At 50.6% G+C, this 23,957-nt stretch carries 20 protein-coding genes; 9 read left to right on the top strand and 11 right to left on the bottom strand.

Going from position 1 to position 23,957, the window contains the following annotated elements; translation table 11 throughout:
* Positions 1-41: 41 nt before the first annotated feature.
* The 8 genes from mobC to ACQKLP_RS11025 form a co-directional block, all read right to left on the bottom strand.
* Entirely contained in the window at positions 42-446 is a 405-nt protein-coding gene (gene mobC, locus ACQKLP_RS10990) for a plasmid mobilization relaxosome protein MobC (RefSeq protein WP_427322805.1), read from the bottom strand.
* A 207-nt stretch (positions 447-653) separates the two neighbouring features.
* Positions 654-959: a hypothetical protein gene (locus tag ACQKLP_RS10995; protein WP_427322806.1), complete on the bottom strand. Its 306-nt coding sequence runs from the start codon at positions 957-959 to the stop codon at positions 654-656.
* A gap of 44 nt (positions 960-1,003) precedes the next feature.
* Entirely contained in the window at positions 1,004-1,522 is a 519-nt protein-coding gene (locus tag ACQKLP_RS11000; protein ID WP_427322807.1) for a hypothetical protein, read from the bottom strand.
* A gap of 47 nt (positions 1,523-1,569) precedes the next feature.
* Positions 1,570-2,100: a hypothetical protein gene (locus ACQKLP_RS11005; protein ID WP_427322808.1), complete on the bottom strand. Its 531-nt coding sequence runs from the start codon at positions 2,098-2,100 to the stop codon at positions 1,570-1,572.
* A 28-nt stretch (positions 2,101-2,128) separates the two neighbouring features.
* The gene (locus tag ACQKLP_RS11010) at positions 2,129-2,935 is read right to left on the bottom strand and encodes a DNA-methyltransferase (RefSeq protein ID WP_427322809.1); all 807 of its coding nucleotides are present in this window, start codon (positions 2,933-2,935) and stop codon (positions 2,129-2,131) included.
* Between the two features lie 75 nt (positions 2,936-3,010).
* Entirely contained in the window at positions 3,011-3,724 is a 714-nt protein-coding gene (locus ACQKLP_RS11015; RefSeq protein ID WP_427322810.1) for a hypothetical protein, read from the bottom strand.
* 33 nt (positions 3,725-3,757) lie between these two features.
* Positions 3,758-4,474 (bottom strand): hypothetical protein, encoded by a 717-nt coding sequence (locus ACQKLP_RS11020; RefSeq protein ID WP_427322811.1) that lies wholly within the window; start codon positions 4,472-4,474, stop codon positions 3,758-3,760.
* Between the two features lie 45 nt (positions 4,475-4,519).
* Positions 4,520-4,807 (bottom strand): hypothetical protein, encoded by a 288-nt coding sequence (locus ACQKLP_RS11025; protein ID WP_427322812.1) that lies wholly within the window; start codon positions 4,805-4,807, stop codon positions 4,520-4,522.
* Positions 4,808-5,036: 229 nt separating this feature from the next.
* Between ACQKLP_RS11025 and ACQKLP_RS11030 the strand changes: the two genes are divergently transcribed.
* A complete protein-coding gene (locus ACQKLP_RS11030; protein ID WP_427322813.1) occupies positions 5,037-6,266 on the top strand; it encodes a hypothetical protein in 1,230 nt (409 codons plus the stop codon).
* Between the two features lie 155 nt (positions 6,267-6,421).
* On the opposite strand, the gene ACQKLP_RS11035 is transcribed toward ACQKLP_RS11030, so the two are convergent.
* From ACQKLP_RS11035 to ACQKLP_RS11045, 3 genes are all read right to left on the bottom strand, one after another.
* Positions 6,422-6,889 carry a JAB domain-containing protein gene (locus ACQKLP_RS11035; protein WP_427322814.1) on the bottom strand — a complete coding sequence of 156 codons (468 nt, stop codon included), beginning with the start codon at positions 6,887-6,889 and terminating at the stop codon, positions 6,422-6,424.
* A gap of 1,175 nt (positions 6,890-8,064) precedes the next feature.
* Positions 8,065-8,772, bottom strand: coding sequence for a hypothetical protein (locus tag ACQKLP_RS11040; protein ID WP_427322815.1), 708 nt, complete (start codon positions 8,770-8,772; stop codon positions 8,065-8,067).
* Between the two features lie 51 nt (positions 8,773-8,823).
* A complete protein-coding gene (locus tag ACQKLP_RS11045; protein WP_427322816.1) occupies positions 8,824-9,570 on the bottom strand; it encodes a hypothetical protein in 747 nt (248 codons plus the stop codon).
* A gap of 145 nt (positions 9,571-9,715) precedes the next feature.
* On the opposite strand from ACQKLP_RS11045, the gene ACQKLP_RS11050 reads away from it, so the two are divergent.
* The 8 genes from ACQKLP_RS11050 (at position 9,716) to ACQKLP_RS11085 (ending at position 23,925) form a co-directional block, all read left to right on the top strand.
* Positions 9,716-10,318, top strand: a complete 603-nt coding sequence (locus ACQKLP_RS11050) for an RNA polymerase sigma factor (RefSeq protein ID WP_427322817.1) — start codon at positions 9,716-9,718, stop codon at positions 10,316-10,318.
* 172 nt (positions 10,319-10,490) lie between these two features.
* The gene (locus tag ACQKLP_RS11055) at positions 10,491-11,642 is read left to right on the top strand and encodes a FecR family protein (RefSeq protein ID WP_427322818.1); all 1,152 of its coding nucleotides are present in this window, start codon (positions 10,491-10,493) and stop codon (positions 11,640-11,642) included.
* 217 nt (positions 11,643-11,859) lie between these two features.
* Positions 11,860-16,050: a TonB-dependent receptor plug domain-containing protein gene (locus ACQKLP_RS11060; RefSeq protein ID WP_427322819.1), complete on the top strand. Its 4,191-nt coding sequence runs from the start codon at positions 11,860-11,862 to the stop codon at positions 16,048-16,050.
* A 17-nt stretch (positions 16,051-16,067) separates the two neighbouring features.
* Complete coding sequence (locus ACQKLP_RS11065; RefSeq protein ID WP_427322820.1) at positions 16,068-17,450, top strand: RagB/SusD family nutrient uptake outer membrane protein; 1,383 nt, start codon at positions 16,068-16,070, stop codon at positions 17,448-17,450.
* Positions 17,451-17,453: 3 nt separating this feature from the next.
* Positions 17,454-18,182 (top strand): sigma-70 family RNA polymerase sigma factor, encoded by a 729-nt coding sequence (locus ACQKLP_RS11070; RefSeq protein ID WP_427322821.1) that lies wholly within the window; start codon positions 17,454-17,456, stop codon positions 18,180-18,182.
* A 111-nt stretch (positions 18,183-18,293) separates the two neighbouring features.
* Positions 18,294-19,223: an ABC transporter ATP-binding protein gene (locus tag ACQKLP_RS11075; protein WP_427322822.1), complete on the top strand. Its 930-nt coding sequence runs from the start codon at positions 18,294-18,296 to the stop codon at positions 19,221-19,223.
* Between the two features lie 10 nt (positions 19,224-19,233).
* Positions 19,234-21,570 carry an ABC transporter permease subunit gene (locus ACQKLP_RS11080; RefSeq protein ID WP_427322823.1) on the top strand — a complete coding sequence of 779 codons (2,337 nt, stop codon included), beginning with the start codon at positions 19,234-19,236 and terminating at the stop codon, positions 21,568-21,570.
* Between the two features lie 12 nt (positions 21,571-21,582).
* Entirely contained in the window at positions 21,583-23,925 is a 2,343-nt protein-coding gene (locus tag ACQKLP_RS11085) for a Gldg family protein (protein ID WP_427322824.1), read from the top strand.
* The last annotated feature ends 32 nt before the right edge of the window (positions 23,926-23,957 follow it).

Consider the following 23,957-nt stretch of genomic DNA (forward strand, 5'->3'; position numbering starts at 1 on the left):
TTCATTATATCTGATAGCCTTTCCAATCTCTTTTCCGAATGTTATTCGCGCAACCATATCCGGGTAAGTACCTGGATGTGGGGCTCCAATTGTTTAAGATGATTAGTGATTTCTGTTTGTAATTCCGTTAAATCCATTGCGAGGTTGTACCTGGTTGTCCGGGAGGTTGTTGAGTTGTAGTCTCTCACCACCTGGTTGATATTTATGCCTATCTTATCTATCTGTTTTCGAAGACGGGATAGCTCCTCAATGACCGCGCCGACCGACTGATCAACCGAGTAGATTGCGATCGGTCTTTCCATCAAAATATGGCGGAGAAGCTCTGCCATATTCCGATGCCGGCTCTTAGCTAAAAGCTCTCGTAAACGTGCATTCGTTTTTTCATCAACCCTGGTTTTTACGCCATATTTCAGGGCAACGTCCTCGGGTGTTTTCTGCCGGCCCATGCTGTTAGGAAATTTGAGTGACAATATGACAGTGACGAATAGCCGAAACAAAATGCCGACTTCGGAGGCATTCAAACGTTCTTGTGCACAAGAACACATCTTGCTGGACACCGCGAAGCAGGTGTGCCTAACCCCCCAGTTGACCAATAGGGATGAAGTGCTGGGAGGCGTGTTTTGCACGACGGTATTTCTGGCAGTTCAATGTCATCATTCTTTTTTTCGGAAAATGGTGGCGTCCTTGGTGCCAAATTCGCCAACCGCATCGATCAGGTCAAGCCAGTAACGGATATGCAAAAGTGCAATTTCTTGCACATCGGCAGGGGAGAGCTGATAAGGATTGGTGAGCGTTACGATGGCTTTTTGATTCTCTCCGATCGCTTCGTTGACGCCAAAAATGTTGTTGGTGAAACCTTCCCCGATCTCCAGACTGGGAAGGATGCACAACGCCGTGCCGGTCATTTTAATCTGTTTACCGGATGACAACATGAGGCTTTTACGTTTGAATTGTGCCATAACTAAGGGTTTAGTTGTTTGTATTTTATTGGATTTTGTAAGAATTATTTGTGCCGGTACTTGACGGATTCTTTCGACATCGTTCTTAACGATGTCCTTTTCTCAACCGCGCGCAACTGTTTCAATACTTCGGTTTTGTTTGGGTATTGCTGGTCCTGCCGTCTGAGGATGTCGTGGAGGTCTTTTACAAATTCATGGTTCAATCCGATCAGCCGAATTTGTTCAATCAGGTAGGTGCTGGAATTGACCAATACTAGTGTCATTGCATTACTTTCAATTTCCAACCAATTCTTTAACCCCTGAGGGTTTTCCATATTCTTAATATTAAAGGAGGCATTAAATTCCAGATAGGGTAACTCAATTGTCATGAATGGAATGTTTAACTCCTGATATATTCCGTAGGTAAGTTTACCAGTAGCAAAACTTTCAAGTTCTCCTTTTGTGGGTTTGTCAATGAAGATGACGAGGTTGAATCCTGTATCCATTAATTGGACTACAGCACTATCAACAGCTCCTTTGTAAATGGGATCGGGGAAGGGCTCGCCTTTGGTAAAAATTATCATAATGCGGGAACTTTTGAACCTGTTACAGAATTTTAAAGGTTGTTTTGCTATCTATTTTGGAAACGACTTGTTCTTTTCACGATTCGGGAACGCTGTTTTTGAAAAATCCTTGATTTTTTTGGGGCTCCCCAAATCATGCATGTCATTTCCTGAATCGGTACTGTCATGATAGAGCGGACTGGTACTCGCTCCGGTATGATGATTTGAGGTGGTTGTTCGCGTTGTTCTTTTGTGACGCTTTTTTGGTCAATCCACAAATCATATCCCAAAGTGTCAACGAGCTCGGGATGTGGGAAGATGTATTTGGTGACATCCTGCCATCCGAAAACCCTTTTGTATTCTTTGAGCTTGTTGTACGATATCATTTGTTTGCGGCGATCGTCCATGAAAAATGTTACGATTTCGTCAAATCCTTCTCCGAAAAAATCAGGGCAGTTATACCGGTATTTCGTTTCGCAATCCAACAATTGCGACTGACGGCCTAACATCAGGAATTGGCAGGTTTTGGTTTTAAGGATGGGCGGACAATACCAAAATTCCTCCATTGCCCATTCACGTATATCTTTCAATTTTTGCATAATGCTTACTTTTTATTTTTATGTGTTGTCAGAGTTCCAATGAACTTTGCAGCGATGATAATCGCTTGCGACAAGTGTCTATCAAGTTGACTTCTTTCCCGTTTCTGCTGATAATTTGATTGAGTTCAATACCGATGTAGCGCCGGTTCTCAATGGCCGCGGCAACAAGAAATGATCCGCTGCCACACGTATTGTCCAGTATTAAGTCTCCGGGATTACTGTACATTCGGATCAGGTACCTGGCGAGCTCTATTGGTTTTTGGGCATGGTGAAAGTAGTCTTCAAGTGTATGTTCGCAAGTCTGGCAATAAATAAAATCAGCCGGTTCGTAAAGTAAAACGTCCGTTGGGTATCGCCCGCCGTTGCTTTCAGAAGTAAATGCATCGTATTTGCCATATGTTCCTTGTGAAGAACCATTTCTCTTTGTTTTATAGATTTTCCCTCGTCCCATTTGCGGGTTGAAAGTTGGTTGTTGCAGGTAAAAGACGCATATGTCTTCATGTTTACGAAGTGGCTGCTTAGCTTTATTCAGGAAATTGGTAGCCTTTGATTTTATCCAGACTATCTTATATCTAAAAATGCCCTGGTTGCTAAGTATTAATTTCGCAGTGAAGATGCCTTGCCCGAAAAGCAGGATCGCCCCATGCGGTTTTACGACTTTCGCGTATGCTGCCCAAAGTTCTTGCAGGTTTATCGGAATGTCCCAGGTGTTCTGAGTAGTACCGTAAGGCAGGTCGCAAAGTACCATGTCAATGGAGTGCTCGGGCCATTGCGGCATGATTTGAAGGCAATCCCCCAGCAGTACCTGGTTTGCGTAAGGAAAAGTAATGGGCATGATTGAATTTTTTGCCGCCTGTGGGGGAAACGAATATGGGAAATGAGTTTTTTAGTTTTTTACGGGAAAGATGGATTATCTTTTGGGACCGCGGTTCTTCTTCGGGGCAACTATTCGTTTGGCTGTAGGGCGGGGGTAGAGATTGTTCTTGTAGAAATTTCCGAAACGAGCTTCAAAATTGTATCGAACTGGATGCTGTAGGGTGTCTGGGGAATTGAGCTCTCCCCAAAATTGGTTGAAGCCTACATTGTCAAGAGCCTTGGCGTGCGGTATTTCAACGATGAATAAATGTTCTTTAGGAATTACTTCTCCAGGTAGTGGGGGAATTCCTGTTCTGTTGTCAATTAAAAATCGTTTTCCAAAATCAAAGCGTTCCATTTTAGAAAGGGGGATGGAAATTGGTCGCTTTTTCCCATTTGGGATCACTTCAGTTATTAATTTTAAATGCTTATAGTTGAAATAATATTTCCATTTTCCGGCGGTAATCATTGGTTTGGCACGTGTTTCTATTCTTTTCTTATAGAGCTTTTTGGAGCATTTCAAGTCGTGGTCATTTTCTGGAAGTATTGTGTTAGAAGGAAGGCTGAAACGCTTTCGCATTCCGTCTGGGTCTAATTTTACGAAATGGGGAATTATCAATTCAGATCCTTTAAATCTAGCCCGATAACCTTGAGGAATTATTTCTGTTTCTGATAACCTAATAGTTTTTTCGAACTTTCGTCCATGCCGTAGAGCCATAATGTCCGTATCCACCAGGAACAGGATATTGTTGATTTCAGTGAATTTCATATCTGAATGATTCAAATTGGGGTTAACAATGGATTATTTAATTCCCCTTTTTTTATTTTTGATAGCGGTAGAGGGCATTCTGCGCTTTTTATTCGGCAGAACCATTTTGAAGCTGGCAGTTGTGGTGATATTGATTTTGTTCCGGACAGGAAAGCGTTGTGTAAAGAATTGATAGTTCAAATCGTGTTTCTTCGAAGCGCCTACAGGATCGAGAACAAAAATATCCGGTATGTTAGCATAAATATAGTTGCCTTTTTCGCCAACTGATGTTTTGGGAATGATAAAGCCGGTTGACTGATCGATGTAAATTCGATAGCCAGTTTCAGTAATCTCAAAATCATCTATTAGGAAAGCGGGGTGCAACATAGGGGTAAAACAAGGCCGAAGAGTATGAGACACCCCATCAACTCTATATTCCCATTGACCAATCTGAATAACGGGGCGCATTTTGTCATTCAGTCTCTCTTGCAGAAGATCCTGGCGGCAAGAAAACTCAGCGTCGCGCGCAGGTAGCGGAGTATTGGGTGGAAGGCAATATTTTTCCCGCATTCCTTCAGGATCGATATTTACGAATTGAGGAAGATTCAGGATTGTGGGTTTCCCATTTTTTACATGCAGGAGTTCATAGTGTGTCCCTACGTCATTGAGGATGTCCACCCGTATAACGTCCCGATGATCATACTTATTCTGAAATAATAAGCTGTCAACGTCCGCGTAATATGGTGTTCCTTCTATGTCAATCGTCTTCATGCTGGGAAATTTGAAGTATTTGTAGAAAGTTTAGTAATGCACACATCATAGTTTTCTTCCTTTTGGCTGTGTTGGTGTGATCCGTCGAGCAGGAGGTTTTTGAACTGATTGTTTATTACCGATTTCATACTTCTTAATCAAGTTCTTTTTTGTAGGATCTAGTAACCTGAAATTGGAGTAGACTAATTTACCACTGTCTTGACTAAGGATGTTGAATAGATCGTCGGCGTGCTTTATAGAAAAAACCTCACTACTTGTCTCTATAGGTGTTCCGCCTATTTTGGGGCCAAACGAGTAGGCCAGGTGTCCAAATATTTCAAGTTCTTTTTCCATGCTTAATTAAGTTGTGGAACAAAGATGAGCACAACTATAGGCGGCATATGACAGGTTTCACCATATGGAGAAAATTGTTTGTCTATGGTTTGATGCCTTGCAGACCAATTGAAAATTTCTTGAAATGGCAGGTTTCCATTAGAAATAGGAGTGACTTTGATTTTAATTCATTAACAAGTAATTAATAATCGGGAAATTGATGGGGGGGTAAATTCACGATTTTTTAATTATGCGACTTTCAGACAAGAAATTTCAAAAAGTTAGGGATTACCTAATTAAGGCATTTATTGCGATAAAAGAAGTAAAGCTGCCTCCGGGAGCCACCCAGTGGAGTTTGAAGGAGATTTTGGAAGAATTTCATAAGAATGAAGATTATCTGAATTTGATTCTGTCAGCTTTGAAAATAGATTTTCCCAAAAGATTGCCGTTAACAATTTCCAAGATTGTTTTGTCTCCTGAAGAGTTTGAATTATTAGCACAATGTAAGTATTCAAAAGATTATTCGGTCCATGAAAGGAGAAGGGCAGAGATTCTATTAAAACTTCATGAAGGATTGTCAATGGACGAGGTTCGAATAGTATTGAAAACATGTAACAGTACAATTGTGAAAACTGTAAGACGGTATGAAACATTAGGCGTAGGAAACATGCTATCCTGTGTGAAAGTTGAAAAAAAGAGAAAGAGAAACCGGAACAACCAGGTAACGGTTACATTTTCAGGTGACGAGCTGAAGGAACTTCAGTATGCCGTATTGGCTGGTAATTATACTCATAAACAGAGGAGGCGATTAGAAGTGCTCGTTAAGTTGAGCGAAGGTGTTAGTGAAAGTGAAATTCAGGCATTGTTTAGATCCCGAGAACTCATTCGAACCGTTAAAGATCGTTTCCTTGCTGGTGGGATCAAGAAGGTAGTTGGTGAAAAACAGAGGGCAATGAATTACCTGACAAAGTATCCATATCTCAAGGACGATATTCATAATGTATTAAAACTGGAGCCTCCAACTGGAGAATCACGATGGTGTTATCGAAGTATAGTCTCTTTTTTGAGGGATCATGATAATTATAGGAAATTGTCAATGTTGACTGTGACCAAAGTAATAAAGAAGGAAGGAATAAGACTGAAGGAGGATAATTGCTATTCGGAATTAAAAAGAAAGCGGCGGAAAGCCACAATAAGCTGCCCTAGCCAAAATAGAAAGGCTATTAAACAATTATATTATGAGCAGTTAAGAAAAGAAGTAGATTCGGTGTTGGTGATGCCTCCCCCAGCGGGAAGAATTCGATGGACGCAACTTACTTTGGTACAGGAAATATCAAAAAAGTTTGAATTTCGTAAGGTCAACATTCTGCACATTGTCCATGTGCTACGGACAGGAAGAATTAATTTGTTGGAGAGAAAATATCAAAATTCTTCAATAGGTGATAAGGCGACTTCAAAGTTTATAAGTCAGTTAGGTTGACTATTTGTTATAAGAATAATTTTCCACTACAATAGCCAGTTAAATGGACATAAAATATCTGCAAAGAATGAAAGGTAGACTCGCAAAATCGCCACCAAAATTTAATAGAAAAGGTTGATCTTATTTATATGGGAAGGCTTTTTAGTGAGCAAGGGTCATAGTATCAACCCTTCATCGGCCATTGAACAATAGCCAGAATCACCAAGGATAAGATGGTCGAGAAGTTTTAAATTCAGCAATTTGCAGGCGGCATTTACTTGGCTTGTAAGTTCAATATCCGCCTTGCTGGCCTTTATAGATCCTGATGGATGATTGTGTGCCAAGATCAATTTTGTGCACGAAGCTTTCAATGCTGCACCTAGTAATTTTGGAAGGTCGCAGGAGCAACTTGTTTTTGTGCCGACGCTGATTGGGAGGATGCCCATTACGCGATTATCGTGGTTTAAAAACACGGCTTTGAGCTCTTCCTGTAGGTAAAAAGTTCCCATGTTCCAATTAGATTTTAGGATTTCATAAATGTCATTCGATACATTGATTTTTGGACATTTTGAGGGGAGGATCGATGGAGTAAAGGATACAGATATCTCCGAAACGATGTTCAAGGAACAGATTTGTACTTGCATAAGATATATATTTCTGCAATGCAAACAATCTGCTGATTCCGGCAAGGGTTCGTGGAAGTTAGCGGACCGAAGGGAGCATAAGCCGCGAAAGCCCTTGCCGGAATCTACTTTGCGCAGATTGTAATTTGCTGAAATATATATCTTATGCAAGGTCACAGATGAGACCAGCGTTTTGGTGTTTCTACCTTACGAAATTTGTTCTATCACTGCAAAAAATGAAAGCTTATTCCTTGGAAGTTCTTAGGGTGATTATTCCTGCCTGTGTCATCAAAATTATCTGATGAAAAGCCATAATAAAAGGTGAAGCCATTTAGGATTTCGTATTTTTTAATTGAATGTAAACTAAAATAGAAGTGGTCGGTAAGGTGGGCTATGTTGAAAACTTCGGTGATATTTTTTTCAAAATTTCGTCAAATTCCCGAAGAACCGTCGGAGTTATAGTAAAAGATTTATATTTGTAAAAGTTCTTTGAGCTTGTCCTAATTGTAGAGGAGTTATAGATTGAAATACTTCACAGGTAGTCTGTACTCAAAATTGATTGTATAAATACAGGGGAACATGGGAATGCGAATCTCCCGACAAACGAGGCTGGCAAAGCATCTTAAATTGATATAAATTGAATGGTGTTATTTTGCCGTGAGTTTTTCCGTGAGTTTTTTTCGGTTAAACCGTGAAAGCCTTGTAAATACTGGATTCCCTTCAATTTGTAGTCGTAAAATAGTCCTTTTAAAGGACTTGTGGTTAATAGCAAAACCCGCTACTAGAGCGGGTTTTACTTTTGTCGGGAAGACAGCCCGACAACTTTGGAGAATAAAGTACCATAAAATAAGGGAGCACCAGGCTTAACGGGTTCGTGAGTTTTTCCGTGAGTATTTTGTTGTGAATTGCTTAAACCGGCTACTAATGCGGCTTCTAAAGTTAATAAGTCGGGCTGTCATCCCGACTCTTTTACACGGTAAAAAAGAAAACCCGCTCATTGAGCGGGTTTTCTTTTTTAGAACTAAATCGCTTTGTTTTGTTGTCTAAAGTTGTTAATCTGTTGTTTTTCAAATATTTAGATGAAGTTCGAATCCATCTAAACCATTTTCAGGAATCAAGATGATATTTCACAAAACGATGCAACTTTAAGGCAAAGCACCTTTATGGAACGCCTTTCATTTGATGAAGAATGTTGCCTAAAATGAAAACCGTTTCCATTTTTTGTTTTCTTCTTTGTCAACAATTTCAAGCATTTCAAACTTCCCTTTACCCATCTTTCTAACTCTCTTTTCTTTGTCGGCCTCCACAAATTCGATATCAAAAGTACACCTGCCAATTGCTTTCCATGTTTTCTTTTTTAGGCTGTATGCGATCAGTGACTTGAACCGACTTGCACAACTGGAATAAAATATACAGATTTCTGAAATGCCATCTTCGTCGATGTCCCCAATTGGAAATAAGTTGTCAGGGCGGCAGCAATACGAATCTGTATATAGCCTTGGTAAACTCGTGTCAAAAAAATAATAGGAATCCCCTTCATCACAATAATTAAACGATGGCAGCACGAAAACCGTGTCGTTACTTTTGTTCCCATTTATATCACCAACGATTTTGACACCTTCAAATCCGGCTTTTAGCACACTGTCTTTATAAGCAATGAAACCGCAAGTGTCATGTTGATATTTGCTGACAAGCTCTTTGATCAATACCGCCTTGCCGGTAAATAGACTGTCGCCAATAAACAATAGGTTGTCATTTAGTTTGCTTAAAAGACTGACTTCATTTATTTTTTGAACAACTGTTGTCGATGGATGGTGTGTATTGTTTATCGTCGGTTCCTTACAGGAAAAGGAGATGGTCAGTATTAAACTTGTCCGTATGATTTTTTCTACTAATTGTTTCATAGGTATTAGTTGAGTGGGATATCGCTTTTCTGCTTCATGTGTTAATACGGCTCAACAGATCAGCAGCAGCCTGGGCTCACCCGGTTTTTCATTTGGCGCCCGGTGGAGACAGGGAGGTACCAGACTTTCGGGATGGTCTACCGCCAATCTCCATAAGTTGCCAATTCCCGTGCGGATGATTTGTGCGCCGGGGTTCGCCTGGTAATGCAGATCGAAGAAATTATCGGTTAAAAATTGTTCGAAGCCTTCTGTGGTTCCCTGGTATAGTTTTTTGAGCGCGGCACGTAGTTCGGGGATCAGAACTTTCTTTTCACCCTGTTCATTCGGCAAAATTTCACTCGATTCGCCAAAGTAAGTGCATAATATCGTATCGGTGGCGATGGGGGAGCGGTCGACATGAAATGAATAGACGTCGGTAGGGAAGAAAGGGAAAGTATCATCCCGATCATAATGGCTGATGAGGTTCAGTACCGGTGATGCGCCATGTGCTTCGAGCAGTTGGAGGTCGTTCAGGAGGATGTCCCGGGCAATGGATCCCTGTTCGGTTAACTGAAGCGCACGCAGTTCTTCGGTTTCGATTACGGTAATATTTCCCGTTTGTTCGACTTTTCGTACGATTTCGAAGAAATCGCCCCGCAGGGTGCGCGCCCAGCAAATAGCATTCAACGTTCCTTCGAAGGGCGCTGCTACCAGTTCCTGGAAATTCGTGACGTATTGAATATGGCTATTTGTATGAGATAAATCTATCATATTGGTCGGCGTAAAACATTTGACAACGAAGTACCGCATTTTTTGCATAAAAACCGGTATATCCCGTTGACCGGGAGGACCTCCGGGCACCGGTAGCATATTCTCTGCACGGTGGTTAATGCAGAAAAAAAGAATGGAGGAATTATTGGGTTGAATGATTATATTGCCTGCCGAACTTACAAACAACACCTAGGTGGCGGGGACTAATTCATACGAGGAATCCACATGCATACTACAGATCGCGGAGGGAGACGAAGAAGCGTTTTCGCGGTTGTTCTATCACTACGGTGCCATTATCCACCCCGTTATCCTGAAAATAGTAAAAGATGAAGCCGCTGCGGAAGATGTGGTGGCAGAGGTGTTTCTCAAGCTCTGGCTCCATCGCGCGCGCCTCCCGGAAGTCGGTAACCTGGCAGGATATATTTACCGCATGGCTACCAACTTCGCCATCAATTCCCTCAAACAGCACAAAACCGCTCCCGGCGCCTTGCAGGACGCTTATCTGGACCTTCCCGGCCAGGAGCCTTCCGCCGAAGACCAGTTCACCATCCGGGAGCTGAAGCAGTCTATCCACAAAGCCGTCGAAACCCTGCCGGAACAACGCCGCAGGATTTATGAACTGAGCCGAGAAAAAGGGCTTTCCCGCCAGGAGATCGCCGAAACGCTCCAGATTTCGGAGAACACCGTCAAAAACCAGCTCCGGATCGCACTGCGCCACATCCAGGAATCCATCCTTAAAGACCGCGGCCTGCTCATCGCCGGTGTGTTTTTCCTGAAGTTCGCCATCGACCGGTAATATAGAACTACTGAACGCTCCGATCCCGCCCGCAGACAAATCTTCCCTTTCCATTTTAACGCCCCGCAGAAAAAAAATCGAAAAAAAAAAATTAACACGGAGGAGTACCGGAAGGATTTTTCAATGTCTATACCTTATATCCATACCCGGACTGCCGGACAAACCACTGCCGTTGATACCAGACGATCGCATACAACTACTGCTGGAGCTTTACCTCCAGGACCGGGCATCGGAATCCGAGCGCCGGGAGCTCCTGGATATTATCGACGGGCGGCCGGACATCGACTGGTACGCGCTGCTGGCGCCTTCATTCCGGGAAGACGGGGCAGACGGGACTTTCACCCCCGAAAAATGGCAACCCGTGCTGGACGCCATCCTGCAACAGGAACCCCTGGAACAGCCCGCCCCGCGCATCCGGTACCTCCGCCGTACCTGGTGGGCCGCAGCAGCAGCTATGTTGCTGATCGCAGGTGCTGCCACCTGGCTTTTCACCGGCCGGAACGCCGGTCCGGAGCCGATACAGGCCATCGTTACCGACATTCCCGCCGGGGGCGACCACGCCGTGCTGCGTTTGGCGAACGGCCAGCAGATCACGCTCGACAGCGTGCAGGGCAATATCGTGCAACAGGGGAGCCTGCAGGTCAGCAACGATAGCGGCGCCGTTTCCTACCAGGGCAAAACGGCCGCGCCGGAATACCATACCCTATATACAAGGAAGGGCGGGCAATACCGGCTCCGGTTGCCCGACGGAACGCTGGTTTGGCTGAACGCGGCATCGTCCATCACGTTCCCGACGTATTTCGATGGCGATACGCGTAAAGTGTCCATCACCGGAGAGGCCTATTTCGAAGTGGCGAAAAACGCCGTGCAACCCTTTATCGTACAGGTCAACCAAATGCATATCACCGTATTGGGCACGCATTTCAATATCAATGCGTACAACGACGAGCCCGATGCGAAAACAACCCTCCTCGAGGGCGCCGTGCGCGTAACCGCCGGCCGTTACATGGCCGTGTTGGCCCCTGGCCAGCAGGCGCGCGTGGCAAAGGACCGTCCGCTCACCATCGTCGACGACGTGAACGTGGAAGACGTGATCGCCTGGAAAAACGGGTATACCGTCTTCGAAAACGCGGATATCGCCACCATCATGCGCCAGGTTGCGCGCTGGTACGATGTGGAAGTGGTGTTTGAAGGGGAAATGCCGGCGCGGCGCTTCGTAGGCGGCATCTCCCGTAACTCGAGCCTGCAAGACGTACTGAGGCTGCTGGAATTCGAAAATGTAAATCTGAAGATAGAAGGACGGAAAATTATCGTGAAACCGTAAAGCGGCATGAGAAGTATTGTTACGGTGTTGCCGGCGTGCCCGCAACGCCGGAAGGGAAATTATTGCGTCATGTGAATACATTATCAACCAAAGAAGGCATACAAAAAGGCAGGAAGTGCTCGCGAGGCTCCATGCAACATTTTGGGTAAACCTTCCATTCCAATCCAGCCGATTGGAAGTTCATTCCATCATGAACCCAAAAAAAATTGCTAGAACTATGAGTGTTTATTCATTATCCGGGTACGCAACGCCCGGGGTCAACCAAAGGATTTACCGGCGTACCGCTGCCATATTCGCCTGGCTGCTATGCTGCATGCTGTGCGGCACCGCTGTCATGGCCCAGAAAATTACGCTGAACGAAAGAAATGCATCGCTCAAAAAAATATTACAACTGATCCAGAAGCAGTCGCCATACATATTTCTCTATGAAAAAGGTCTGCTGGACAATACGCGTCCGGTAACGGTCCAGGTGAAGGAAACCCCGATCGATGTAGTGCTCAGTTATTGCTTTATCAACCAACCATTATCCTATATCATCTCCGGCAACAACATCGGTATCAGGAAAGTAGCCAGTCCGGAGATGACCCGCGATCTGCTGGTGCCGGAATCGCCGTCAGGGGAGGAGCTCCTGATCAGCGGGATCGTCGTCGACAGTCTCGGTTTTTCGAAACCGGGCGTGACGGTAGTGCTCAGTCCCCGCGGCGCCCGGCCCAAAATGATGACGGTAACCGACGTGAACGGCGTTTTCGAACTGTCGGGCCAAAAGGGGGACCGGCTCGAGTTTTCGGCGGTAGGCCATAAGAACGAGGCTATCCGTTTCAACGGGGAAACGCACCCATTCCGTATTACGATGCATATTGTGCCCATCGAGATCAGCGTAGTGGTGATCGACGATGTGAACCTCAGCAAAAAGCGGCTCCCATTCACCGATACGATCGACATGACGCACCGCACGCATCTCAACCTGGGGCAGTTATTACAGGGCACGATCCCCGGGCTGACGCTTCAGAATTCTTCCAGCAGCACCCAAACATTGCAAAGCATCGACTTCGACGGCGCAATCGTAGGCGGTTCGGGAACGCCTACCATCGATCAGCTCCGGGCTTCCTACAACCAATACAGGAGCAATTATGCGTCGACCGGTTTCCCGACTTTCGAATCCTGGATCAACTCTTTCAAAGGCAAATTCAAATTCAACTACCGCACATCCGTCAATAACAACGGGCTGATACCCCAGCTCCGCGGCGTCAGCGGATTCAACGGCGATATTTCAGGTATGTTGGTGGTGCTGGACGGTTTCCCGCAGGACGGGTTCCCCGCCACCTTGTCCATGGCCAATATTCAATCCGTCGAAATCGTCAAGGACCCGGAAGAACTGGCGAAATGGGGGCCGAGAGCGGCGGGCGGCATCATCATGATCACGAGCAAGCGCGGCTCGGCCGGCAAGCTGGAACTGAGTTACGCATCGAATTACGCCTACTCGCCGGCGCCGCGGTTCAACCGCGAAAAAATGCGGCTGGCCGGTTCCGCGGATATCGTCGATTATATGAAATCTGCCGCTGATTCGGGATTCCTGGTGCTGGGGAGAAAAGACTACCCGATGACGGCCTTCAACCTCAACGCCGCCGAGCGGCTGTTGCAACAATGGCAGCAAGGCTCGATCTCGGACGAGGATTACCGGCGGGGGGCGGATTCCCTCGGCCGGCTGTCCAACGAAAGCCAGCTCCGCCTCCTGCAGCAAGACGAATTCAGCCACAACCAGACGCTGACCCTCGCCGGCGGCGCCGGTGGATGGCGCTTCAGGGCAGCGGGCGGTTACAGTTCCGGCAAAGCTTCCGCATTGCGCGACCGCAGCCGGACGGTCAGCCTCAATCTGTTCAACGACTTTTTGCTCCTGCGCAACCGGCTCCGGGCGCAGTGGTACATCAATGCCGCGCAGAGCACCGCGCGGGGCGGTGTGGGAACAGACCTCCGTACGATGCAACCCTACCAGCTGCTCACCGACCCGGTCACCGGGATGTATGTATACGATTACTCCTCGTTCCACCCCGGTGCCAATGCGGCGATAAGAAAATACGGGTATGCCGATTACGGGACCAATGTACTCGAAGACGCGCGTGTCAACAACACCGATACCCGCAGCCATTCGTTGCAATCGCGGCTGAATACTGATTGGGACTTGCTCCCATCTCTCAAATGGTCCAACTCCCTGCAATTCGATCTCGACCAGGCCCAGACCGACGAGCTGAAAGCCGCATCGTCCAGCGCTGCGCGGTCGGTCTTCAACGAATATGGCAGCCCGGTCTTCGACCAGTTCAACAACGTCACCGGTGTCGACTTTTACGTGCCGCGCGGCGGGATCATGCGGAAATCGCAGCAGAAGGGACGCGCATGGAACGTCCGGTCGGCGCTCCAGTTCAGTGAAACTTTCGGCAAGCATGCCGTGGCAGCCGCCATTGGCGGTGGTGGCGCGGCAGACGTACGGCGCAGGCCCTCCTATGAAACCATATACGGATATGATCCGCAAACGGGCCGTGGAATACCGGTCCGTTTGCCGGAGCCCGACCCCTCGGCCGGCATCCCCAATCTCTACAGCCTGCCCGACCCCTATTGGCAAGACACGTACGGAAGAATGGTGTACCCCTCAACCCTGCTCGTGCCCACTGCCGGCGATACCACGATGACGCGGGGGCTCAACTGGAACGGGATGCTTTCTTATGCATACGACAGTACCCTGCTGCTCAACGGGCGGTACAACGCCACGCTGAGCCAGAATTACGGCCATCCCACGCCTTACACCGTGATGAAAAGTTACAACGGGGAAGCGGGCTGGCGGTTAAGCAGGATGCCATTCCTCCGGCTGCCGCACCTGGTCAGCGACCTTGTGCTGACTGTCGGCGGCAACGGGTTCGAAATGCCGGGACTGCCGCCACAGATCGACGCGGCGCGGCTGCTTCAGAACAACTGGAACAATTACGCGATCTGGGTGAGCGGGTTCACGCTGCCACAGCAAAACGGGCAGAATTCCTACAACATCTACGAAAAACTGCGGATCGGGCTGCACGAAAACCGCATTCTGCTCGACGTAGCCTACAATACGCTGCGCACCGAACATCTCGATGGCGACAAGCTGGTGCGCCAGGCCCGGAATTACGTCAGCGCCAACGGCCGGCTCAAAATGCGGGAAGGTTTGCTGCTGCTGATCGCAGGATATGGATACTCGCTCGACGGGCAGCCGCAGACAAATCTCCGGATCGCATACGACATTGCACGGGAAACGTATTTCCATGCCGGTTCGATCAGCAAGCTGGTGGCGGATTTTACATTGCAAAACATCAGTTCGCTCCAGGGGATGGAGTTGATGACGGAAACGAATGCGCCGCTGGCGGACGGCGGATTCTCGATGGCAGTGAACACCAATTTCGGGCTGTTGCCGCCGAAAGTGCGGAACCTCGAAGGGCACACGACCCTCGGGATGTACAATGATCGCCTGCTGCTCGATTTGCGGTACTACGAAAAAATCACATCCGGACTGAACAATAACATCCCCGTTCCCACAGATCCCGCAACCGGGCTGTCTTCCAAGGTGACGTACAGCGAGATCGTGAACCGGGGCGTGGAAGCATTCCTGCGGGTGAAGGCCATAGACAGGGATGGGTTCCATTATACGATCACCCTCAATGGAGCCTATAACAGGAACATCGTGCGGAGCGTGCCGCCTACATATTTTTCGGCGACCCCTGCCTTTCTGAACGCTTACCGGAACGGCTATCCGACGGATAATGTCTGGAGTTACCGCTGGGCGGGGCTCGACGGCAAGGGCAACCCCACGATCTTCGATACCAAAGACCAGCGGACCGCCGCTCCGGATTCGGCTGTACTGGCGGCTGCGCTGGTATACAGCGGGGTAACGAGGCCGCCTTATACCGGGGGCTTTATCCAGGAATGGGATTACAGGGGATTCTTCGCCCGGGCGACGTTGTTGCTGAATTTCGGGCATGTGATGAGGGAATACATTCCCGTGCCGTCGCGCGAGTTCGACAACAGCGCGCTGATCCGCGACCGGTGGCGAAAACCGGGAGACGAAGCCTTTACCGACGTGCCGGCCATGTCTGCCAATGCAGACGGCGGCACCGTGCGCAGGCTCCTGGCGCAGTTTTCTTCGAACAGCATCATGCCTGGCGATAATATCCGCCTGCAGGAAGTACAGATCGGATGGCAGGGCGCACCCGGGAAACTCTTCCGGAATTACCGCATCAAAGACGTGATGGTTTCGCTACAGGTAATGAATCTCGCGGTATGGACGCGCAACAGGCTCGGCGTAGACCCTGAAACCGTGGCAAATACCGGCCAGATCGGCCTGCCCAGGCCCCGGCAATATTCCATGAGCGTAAACTTGAAATTTTAACAATCAGACGCATGTATATGGCAAGAACATATTTTCACCGCACCGCCGCCAGGAACTGGCTGCTGGTACTTTGCCTGGTACAGGGACTGCTGCAGGGCTGCGATACATTCTTCGACGTGCGGCCGAATACCTCGATCGTCAATCCCGCCACGCTGAAGGATTTTCAGGAAATGCTGAATAACGATTCCCTCGCGCTGTGCAATTTCATGCTGGCAGATTTCATGAGCGACGATATCCGGCTGGAGGATGCCCATTTGTCTGCCGACCCGACTTCGTCCTACACCCAGGCCTGGCTTTGGGGAGCAACTGTCTGGCAGCCGGGGGAAGAGGACAAGATGTATAATTCCGCGTACGCCCGCATTTTGCAAATGAACATCATCCTGGACCGGATCGGCCGTACCGCCGGTAAGGAGTCCGATAAGGAAGTTGTGAAAGCGCAGGCGCTGATCAACCGCGCCTGGTATTATCTGCAGCTGGCGAATTTGTACGGGGCGGGCTACCGGGAATCGTCTGCCGCAACTGACCTTTCCGTGCCGCTCATCCTTTCGCCGGACGCTGCGGTGCTGCCGCAACGCGCCACCGTGAAGGCGGTGTACGAACAGGTGACGGGAGACCTCCGCGCCGCATTGGCCACATCCTCACTGCCGGATATGGGGCAGGATGTCCTGCATCCCGGCAAAGCGGCCGGTTTCACGCTGCTGGCCCGTACATGCCTGTACATGGGCCGCTATGACGATGCGCAACAGGCTGCCGAAGCCGCCCTTTCGGCCCACGATCAACTGCATAAGTTCACCGCCGAGTATGCAGCGCCGGCCAGTCTGCTCGACCTTTCGCACAATCCGGAAGTGATGCTGGCGCGTATCTGCAACGATTACAAGTTCTATGGCATCCGGTTTACCCCGTTTTTCATCGATCCCGGGTTGAAGGAGCTGTTTGGCGATAACGACCTGCGGCGCACGGTCAATTTTGCGGGAGACCTGTACATCACCGGATCCATGTACAATTCGGTCACCTGCGATTACAGCGTCGGCGTTCCCGAAGCGATGCTCATCAGGGCCGAATGCCTCGCGCGTAAAAACGATAAGGCGGGGGCGATGGCGATCGTCAACACCCTGCGGGAAAACCGGCTGGCGCGATTCGAGCCGCTGGATGGCGGGGCGGACGTGCTGAAAACGGTACTGGAAGAAAGAAGAAGGGAACTGTTCTGCCACGGCGGCCTCCGCCTGTTCGACCTGAAACGGCTGAACTCCGATAACGTATACGCACGTACGATATTCAGGAAGAAAGACGACGGAACGACCGTTCTGGCAACGCTGGTGCCCAATTCGCCGCGTTACCTTATGCCGTTCTCGCCCGTCATTATCGCCAATAACCCCGGCATTATTCAAAACCCACGGTAAGCCATGACCATTTCACAACTGACCCAACCCGTATTTTTGCCGTCGCCCGAAAGCCACCGGGGCATTGCGGAGCAGCGGCAAGCGCTGGAGGCGGACTTCAGCGGTCTGGTGGAAATCCATTCCGCCAGGCTCCTGCATATCGTTACCTACCTCACGCGCGACCGGCAGGCTGCGGAAGACATCGTCCAGGAAACGTTCCTCCGGCTGTGGGAGCGGCGCCTGGTGATAGTGCCCGATAACGTGGGCGGATGGTTGTACCGGGTAGCGTGGAACCTGGCGCAGGCGCACCTGAAAAGGGAATCCGGCCGCCGGAAAGTGTATGCGGCCTGGACCCTCGGCCAACCGAAGGCCGTGGAAGCCGCGGAGCCGCTGCTGCAAAAAGAAAGCGCGTATCAATTCAATAAAGCCTACCAGCAGCTGCCGGAACAGCAGCAGAAAATATACCGCCTTAGTAAACTGAGAGGCCTCAATCGCCGCGAAATCGCCGACCGGATGAACCTTTCGCCGCTCACCGTGAGAAACCACCTGACCCGTGCGGTCCAGTTCATGAAGGAGCACGCCGGGGCCATGTTGCTCTTCGCCTTCTTTTTTATTTTCAACCATATTTTTTTTCATCGCGCTGGTACAAAAACCTTTCCCGATGATTTATATATCAAACGGCAACCGGCCTGCGCCCAACCCGAAGTTTCCCTTCCGTTAAACATTACCGCCCTGAAGCTGGCAGCGCGCTGATGCTGCCGGAACGCTGCAGCACGGAGGATTTCATGGAGCATTCCATGGAAGCGGGGAAACCTTGCCCGGTACCGCCGTACGAAATCCCGTTAATCGTCAAACGCTTATCACATGCATCCGATTCTTAAAACAGAACATCTTTCACACCGCTACAGCAGCGCCTGGGCCATCCGCGACATCAACATCGAGATCGGGAGCGCTGGCATCACAGGGCTGCTGGGCTCCAACGGCGCCGGCAAATCCACCACGATGAACATCATCTGCGGGGTACTGAACCAGACGGAAGGAAATGTCTATATCAACGGGTTCGATCTCCGCAAACAACCGGAAGCCGCGAAACGGGAAATCGGCTTTTTGCCGCAAAACCCGCCGCTGTACACAGACCTTACGATCGATGAATACCTCGTGTATTGCGCACAACTCCGCCTTATCCCGAAAAACAAGGTGAGGACTGCGGTGGAAGAGGCGAAAGAACGGTGCGGATTATCGCACTTCAGCTCGCGCCTCATCAAAAACCTGTCTGGCGGATACCGCCAGCGCGTAGGGATCGCACAGGCGATCATCCATAAGCCCAAGCTGGTGGTGATGGACGAGCCTACCAACGGCCTCGATCCCAACCAGCTCATCGAAGCGCGGAAACTGATCCGCGAAATCGCCGCCGACCATTCCGTACTGCTTTCCTCCCACATCCTTTCCGAAATCAACCTGCTTTGCCGCGACATTATCATGATCGAATCAGGGAGAATGGTGTTTGCCGACAGTATGGACGCATTCAACAATTACGTGCAGTCGAAAGTGATCCTCCTGCGCATGGACCATCCGCCGCAGAAATCAGCGTTCCAGCGCGTCCAGGGCGTGACGCAGGTGGAATTCCTGTCTGACCGGCAGGTACGCGTGTACTTCGAAGGATCGCAGGAAGACGTTTCCGAAAGACTGATCGCGGCAAGCGTGGCGCAGGGATGGAAGCTGAAGGAAATCGGCCTGGACAAAGGCCTGCTCGATGATGTGTTCAAACAATTGTCTACCCAGACGCTCCAGTAAATCCCCGCCCATGAAAACGACAATCCAGATAACGAAAAACGAGCTCCGGAATATGTTCTATTCGCCGATAGCCTGGTTCCTGCTCATTATTTTCACACTGATGTGCGCATACTTCTACACAGGCGCAGGCTATATGTGGGCGAAGATGTCGCAGATCCCGTATGCCAACGACCCGGATTTCAAATGGCGCGCTACCGAATCCGTGACATCATCCATTTACATGGGACCAAACGGGATTCTCACCAACGTATTGCAGACGATTTACCTCTTCGTGCCCCTGCTCACCATGGGCGTCATCAGCCGGGAAATCAACGCAGGCACCATTAAACTGCTATATTCATCGCCCGTTCGGATCAGCCGTATCGTGCTGGGGAAATTCCTGGCGCTGATGCTGTACAACCTGTTGCTGGTGGCTATCGTCGGCATTTTCGTCGTGAACGGATTTTTCGATGTGCAGTCGCTCGACTACGGGCCGCTGCTATCCACTTTGCTGGCATTTTACCTGCTTTTATGCGCGCTGACGGCGGTAGGGTTTTATATGTCGAGCCTGACGACCTATCCCATCGTTGCGGCCATCGCGAGCTTTACGGTATTTTTTGTGTTGATGAACATCGGATGGGTATGGCAGCAGTATGATTTCGTGCGCGACCTCACCTGGTTCATGTCTATCGCCGGAAGAACGGAGAAGATGGTGTGGGGGCTGATCGTTTCGCGGGATGTGCTCTACTATCTCGTCATTATTTGCATGTTCATCGGTTTCACCTGGCTGCGGCTGCAGGGCGGGCGCGAGAAGCTGGCCTGGTACGTGCGGGCTGCGCGGTATGCGGCTGTGGTGGCGGTTTGCCTGATGGTGGGATATGTGGGGTCGATGCCGCGGTTTTCTCTTTATAAGGATGTAACGGCACAGCAGATCAATACCGTGCGGCCGGCTTCCAGGGAATTGATCGAGGCGCTCGACGGCCCCCTCGAAGTAACGCTCTACACCAACCTGATCGGCCCGGGCGCCAACGCGGGGCTTCCGTCGCGCCGCAATTTATATCTCGCAGACTGCTGGGACCGTTACCGCCGGTTCAAATGGGACATCCACTTCAAATACGAATATTATTACGATGCCGACAGCATCGGGCCTGCCAGTATATTCAACGATTTCAAGGGCAAGACGATGCCGCAGATCGCGGCTGAAATGGCGAAAACGATGCAGGTGGATGTAAAGGATTTTAAAACCCCCGAAACCATGCGCAGAGAAATCGACCTGCGCCCCGAAGGGCTCCGGCTCGTGATGCGCCTCCAATACAAGGACCGTTCGGTTTTCCTGCGGACCTACGGGGGAGGGGACTGGCCCGGAACGGTGCATATAGACGCCGCGCTGGCACGCCTCCTCGGCCGGCCGATCCCTAAAATCGCTTTCGTGACGGGGCACCTGGAAAGAAGCCTGCATAAAACCGGCGAACGCGAATATTCATCCAGCACCATCATCGCCGGAAATCCCGGTTCGCTCGTCAACATCGGCTTCGATATAGATACGGTGAACCTGGCGGTGCAGGACATTGCCCCGAATGTTACCGCGGTGGTAGTGGCCGACCCCAAAATCGAATACGGAACGGCTGAAATGGAAAAGCTGCAGCGCTACTTCGACGGCGGGGGGAACATGTTGCTCCTCGGCGAGCCGGGCAAGGAGCACGTCATCGGGCCCCTGCTGCGGAAAACCGGTGTGCGGATGATCCCCGGAAAACTCATGCAGCCCAGCGAGCGCCACGCGCCGGAAGAAGTGGTAACCTACCTGCCGATCCCTTTCCTGGAAATATTGCAGGAAGAGCCGGCCAGGTTGTTCCATCGCTTGTGGTCCCACGGTGTGCGCGACGACACGGCACAGGCGGTAATGCCGGGTGCCGCGGGGCTTGCTTTTTCGCCCGACAGCGGATTTACAAGCGTTGCATTGCTGAACGTTGCACCGGGATCGGCCTGGTCTAAGGTGGGCAAGTTCGTGGCAGACTCCGTGGCGCCCGTGTTTTCGGCGGCGGAAGGGGACATCCGGCAGGATGAATTCCAGACATTCCTCCGCCTGACCCGGAACATCAACGGAAAGGAACAGCGGATCATGGTGGCCGGCGACGCCGATTTCCTCGGCAACCGCCGTATGCCTACGGGTTGGCTGATCCGCGGGATCGCGTCGTGGCTGAGCGGCGACCGAATGCCGGTGTATGCCGTGTACCCCTACGCGGAAGACAATATGCTCACCCTGCGTACCCCGCGGGCCGTTGTGCAGAAGATCGCCTACACCTGGGTGCTGCCCGGCCTGCTGGCATTGTTCGGTACCGTATTGCTCATCCGGAGAAAAAGGAAATAAACAACGAAACCCATGAAATTATTACTCAAAATAGCAAAGAACGAGTTCCGGCACCTGTTTTACTCGCCCATCGCATGGTTTCTGCTGATCGTGTTCCTGGTGCAATGCGCGATCTTTTACGTGATCCCCGTTTTTCATATGGCGCTCACGCAGGATATGGTCCTGGCCAACAACATGCACAGGGGATTGGGGAAGCTGGAGCCCGACCCGATGACAGCGGAAGTTTTTCTCAGGGGCGGCCTCTTTTCCTATGCCGTCAGTAATCTCTACCTATTCGTTCCCCTGCTGACGATGGGCCTCATCAGCCGCGAAAATAACAGCGGCACGTCGCGCCTCCTGTTTTCGTCGCCGGTACGGCTGCGGGAAATCGTACTGGGCAAATATGCGGGCATCATGTTTTTCAACCTGCTGTTGATCGCCGTGGTAGGGATTTTCATGAGCACGGGAGCTTTTAATATCCGGCACGTCGACTATGGCCTGCTGATCTCCGCCTCGCTGGGGTTTTACCTCATTGTATGCGCCTGCTCCGCCATCGGGATGTACATGTCCAGCCTGTCCAACTACCAGATCGTTTCCGCGCTGGCTACGTTCACCATCATTTTCGTGCTTGGCCGGATCGGAAGCCTCTGGCAGAAATATGATTTCGTGCGCGACCTCACGTATTTCCTTTCGCTGCAGAACCGCACCGGGAAAATGTTGACGGGATTGGTTACCACCAAAGACGTGATCTATTTCCTGGCCGTGTCGGGCATGTTCATCGGTTTTACGCTCGTGCGGCTGAAAAACGGCCGGGAAAGCAAACCCTGGTATGTGCGGACAGGCCGGTATGCGGCGGTGGCAGTGGTTACGCTGGCCGTCGGATACCTGAGCTCCCGCCCGGCGCTGACCGGGTATTGGGACGCGACCGGCAACAAGCGCAATACCATCCATCCCCGTACGCAACAGCTGCTCCGCAACCTGGGCGACAGTTCCCTGGAGGTGACGCTTTATACCAACCTGATCGACCAGAACGCCATGGCCGGCCTGCCGGAGATGCGCAATTCGTTTTATATGGCGCGCTTCTGGGAGAATTACCTCCGGTTCCGGCCAGACATCCGCTTCAAATATGTGTATTACTACGATGTGGACGACCGGGACAGTACGCCGTACAAATACCTCCCCGGGAAGAACCTCGACCAGATCGCGGCGGAGATGGCCGACGGGATGGACCTGGATACGTCGTTATTTCTGCCGCCTGCGGAGATCCGCCGCCAGATCGATCTCAAGAGCGAAGGGTACCGGTTGGTGATGCAGTTGCGCCATAAAGGGCGGACGGAATTTCTGCGGACGTTCGTGGACGGGTTCATCTGGCCCGACGAAATGGTCGTGGACGCCGCGCTGAAACGGCTGGTGGAAGGAAAGAGCCCCCGGTTCCTGTATGTTACCGGTCAGCTGGAGCGTAGCATCCTGCAACGCGCAGACCGCGATTACTACGGGCCGGTGAACGCGAAAACGGGCCGGCGGGCGCTGGTGAACATCGGTTTTGACGTGGATACGATCAATCTTTCCCTGCAAGACATCCCGCCCGGGATCTCCGGCCTGGTGCTGGCGGACCCGCGGATGGAACTGCCGCCCCTGGTGATGGAGAAGCTCCGCAAATACGTTCGCGAAGGCGGCAACATGATGCTGCTCGGCGAGCCGGGAAAGCAATATGTCATGAATCCGCTGCTGCGGGAACTGGGCGTGCAAATGCGCTATGGACAGCTCGTGCAACCTACGTTCGACGAAACCCCCGACATGGTGAAACCCTACCTCACCGATTCGTGCGCCGGCCTGGCCGAAGAAAGCATCATGCTGGCTTTGCGCAGGGCCAACGCCCTCGGCGTGAAGGCCGACACGGCCACCACGCTCATGCCGGGCGTTACGGCATTGGAATTTGCAGACAGCGCATTCTCCGTTGCGCCGCTGGCGATGACCATGCCCGGGCGCGCCTGGCTCAAAGCGGGCCCCTTCGTCAGGGATTCCACATTGCCGCCGATGGACCCTGCGCAGGGAGACGCGTACCAGGCTTCGTTCCCGACGATATTGGGGCTCACGCGCAACATCGGCGGAAAGGAACAGCGGATCGTGGTGTGCGGAGATGCCGACTTCATCAGCAACGCACGCGTGGCCGGAAATTTCTTTGGCAACGCCTTCTACAGCTGGCTGAGCAACCATGAATTCCCCATTTATACGCCCGGCGAACCGGCCAAGGACACACAGCTTTCCATCACGGGAGACGCCGCCGGCCTGCAGAAGACCATTTTCCTGTGGGTAGTGCCGGGCATATTACTGGCCGCGGGCATGATATTGCTCATCCGCCGGAAAAGAAAATAGATCGCCGCTCGCGGCATCAGGATTTAAAACCA

It is taken from the genome of Chitinophaga sp. NPDC101104, from assembly GCF_050277495.1.
Taxonomy (GTDB): Bacteria; Bacteroidota; Bacteroidia; order Chitinophagales; family Chitinophagaceae; genus Chitinophaga.

Bases quoted from the DNA above. Each gene is read 5' to 3' on its own strand.
- mobC (WP_427322805.1), bottom strand. From the start codon at position 446: ATGGGCCGGCAGAAAACACCCGAGGACGTTGCCCTGAAATATGGCGTA.
- ACQKLP_RS10995 (WP_427322806.1), bottom strand. From the start codon at position 959: ATGGCACAATTCAAACGTAAAAGCCTCATGTTGTCATCCGGTAAACAG.
- ACQKLP_RS11000 (WP_427322807.1), bottom strand. From the start codon at position 1,522: ATGATAATTTTTACCAAAGGCGAGCCCTTCCCCGATCCCATTTACAAA.
- ACQKLP_RS11005 (WP_427322808.1), bottom strand. From the start codon at position 2,100: ATGCAAAAATTGAAAGATATACGTGAATGGGCAATGGAGGAATTTTGG.
- ACQKLP_RS11010 (WP_427322809.1), bottom strand. From the start codon at position 2,935: ATGCCCATTACTTTTCCTTACGCAAACCAGGTACTGCTGGGGGATTGC.
- ACQKLP_RS11015 (WP_427322810.1), bottom strand. From the start codon at position 3,724: ATGAAATTCACTGAAATCAACAATATCCTGTTCCTGGTGGATACGGAC.
- ACQKLP_RS11020 (WP_427322811.1), bottom strand. From the start codon at position 4,474: ATGAAGACGATTGACATAGAAGGAACACCATATTACGCGGACGTTGAC.
- ACQKLP_RS11025 (WP_427322812.1), bottom strand. From the start codon at position 4,807: ATGGAAAAAGAACTTGAAATATTTGGACACCTGGCCTACTCGTTTGGC.
- ACQKLP_RS11030 (WP_427322813.1), top strand. From the start codon at position 5,037: ATGCGACTTTCAGACAAGAAATTTCAAAAAGTTAGGGATTACCTAATT.
- ACQKLP_RS11035 (WP_427322814.1), bottom strand. From the start codon at position 6,889: ATGCAAGTACAAATCTGTTCCTTGAACATCGTTTCGGAGATATCTGTA.
- ACQKLP_RS11040 (WP_427322815.1), bottom strand. From the start codon at position 8,772: ATGAAACAATTAGTAGAAAAAATCATACGGACAAGTTTAATACTGACC.
- ACQKLP_RS11045 (WP_427322816.1), bottom strand. From the start codon at position 9,570: ATGCAAAAAATGCGGTACTTCGTTGTCAAATGTTTTACGCCGACCAAT.
- ACQKLP_RS11060 (WP_427322819.1), top strand. From the start codon at position 11,860: ATGAGTGTTTATTCATTATCCGGGTACGCAACGCCCGGGGTCAACCAA.
- ACQKLP_RS11065 (WP_427322820.1), top strand. From the start codon at position 16,068: ATGGCAAGAACATATTTTCACCGCACCGCCGCCAGGAACTGGCTGCTG.
- ACQKLP_RS11070 (WP_427322821.1), top strand. From the start codon at position 17,454: ATGACCATTTCACAACTGACCCAACCCGTATTTTTGCCGTCGCCCGAA.
- ACQKLP_RS11075 (WP_427322822.1), top strand. From the start codon at position 18,294: ATGCATCCGATTCTTAAAACAGAACATCTTTCACACCGCTACAGCAGC.
- ACQKLP_RS11080 (WP_427322823.1), top strand. From the start codon at position 19,234: ATGAAAACGACAATCCAGATAACGAAAAACGAGCTCCGGAATATGTTC.
- ACQKLP_RS11085 (WP_427322824.1), top strand. From the start codon at position 21,583: ATGAAATTATTACTCAAAATAGCAAAGAACGAGTTCCGGCACCTGTTT.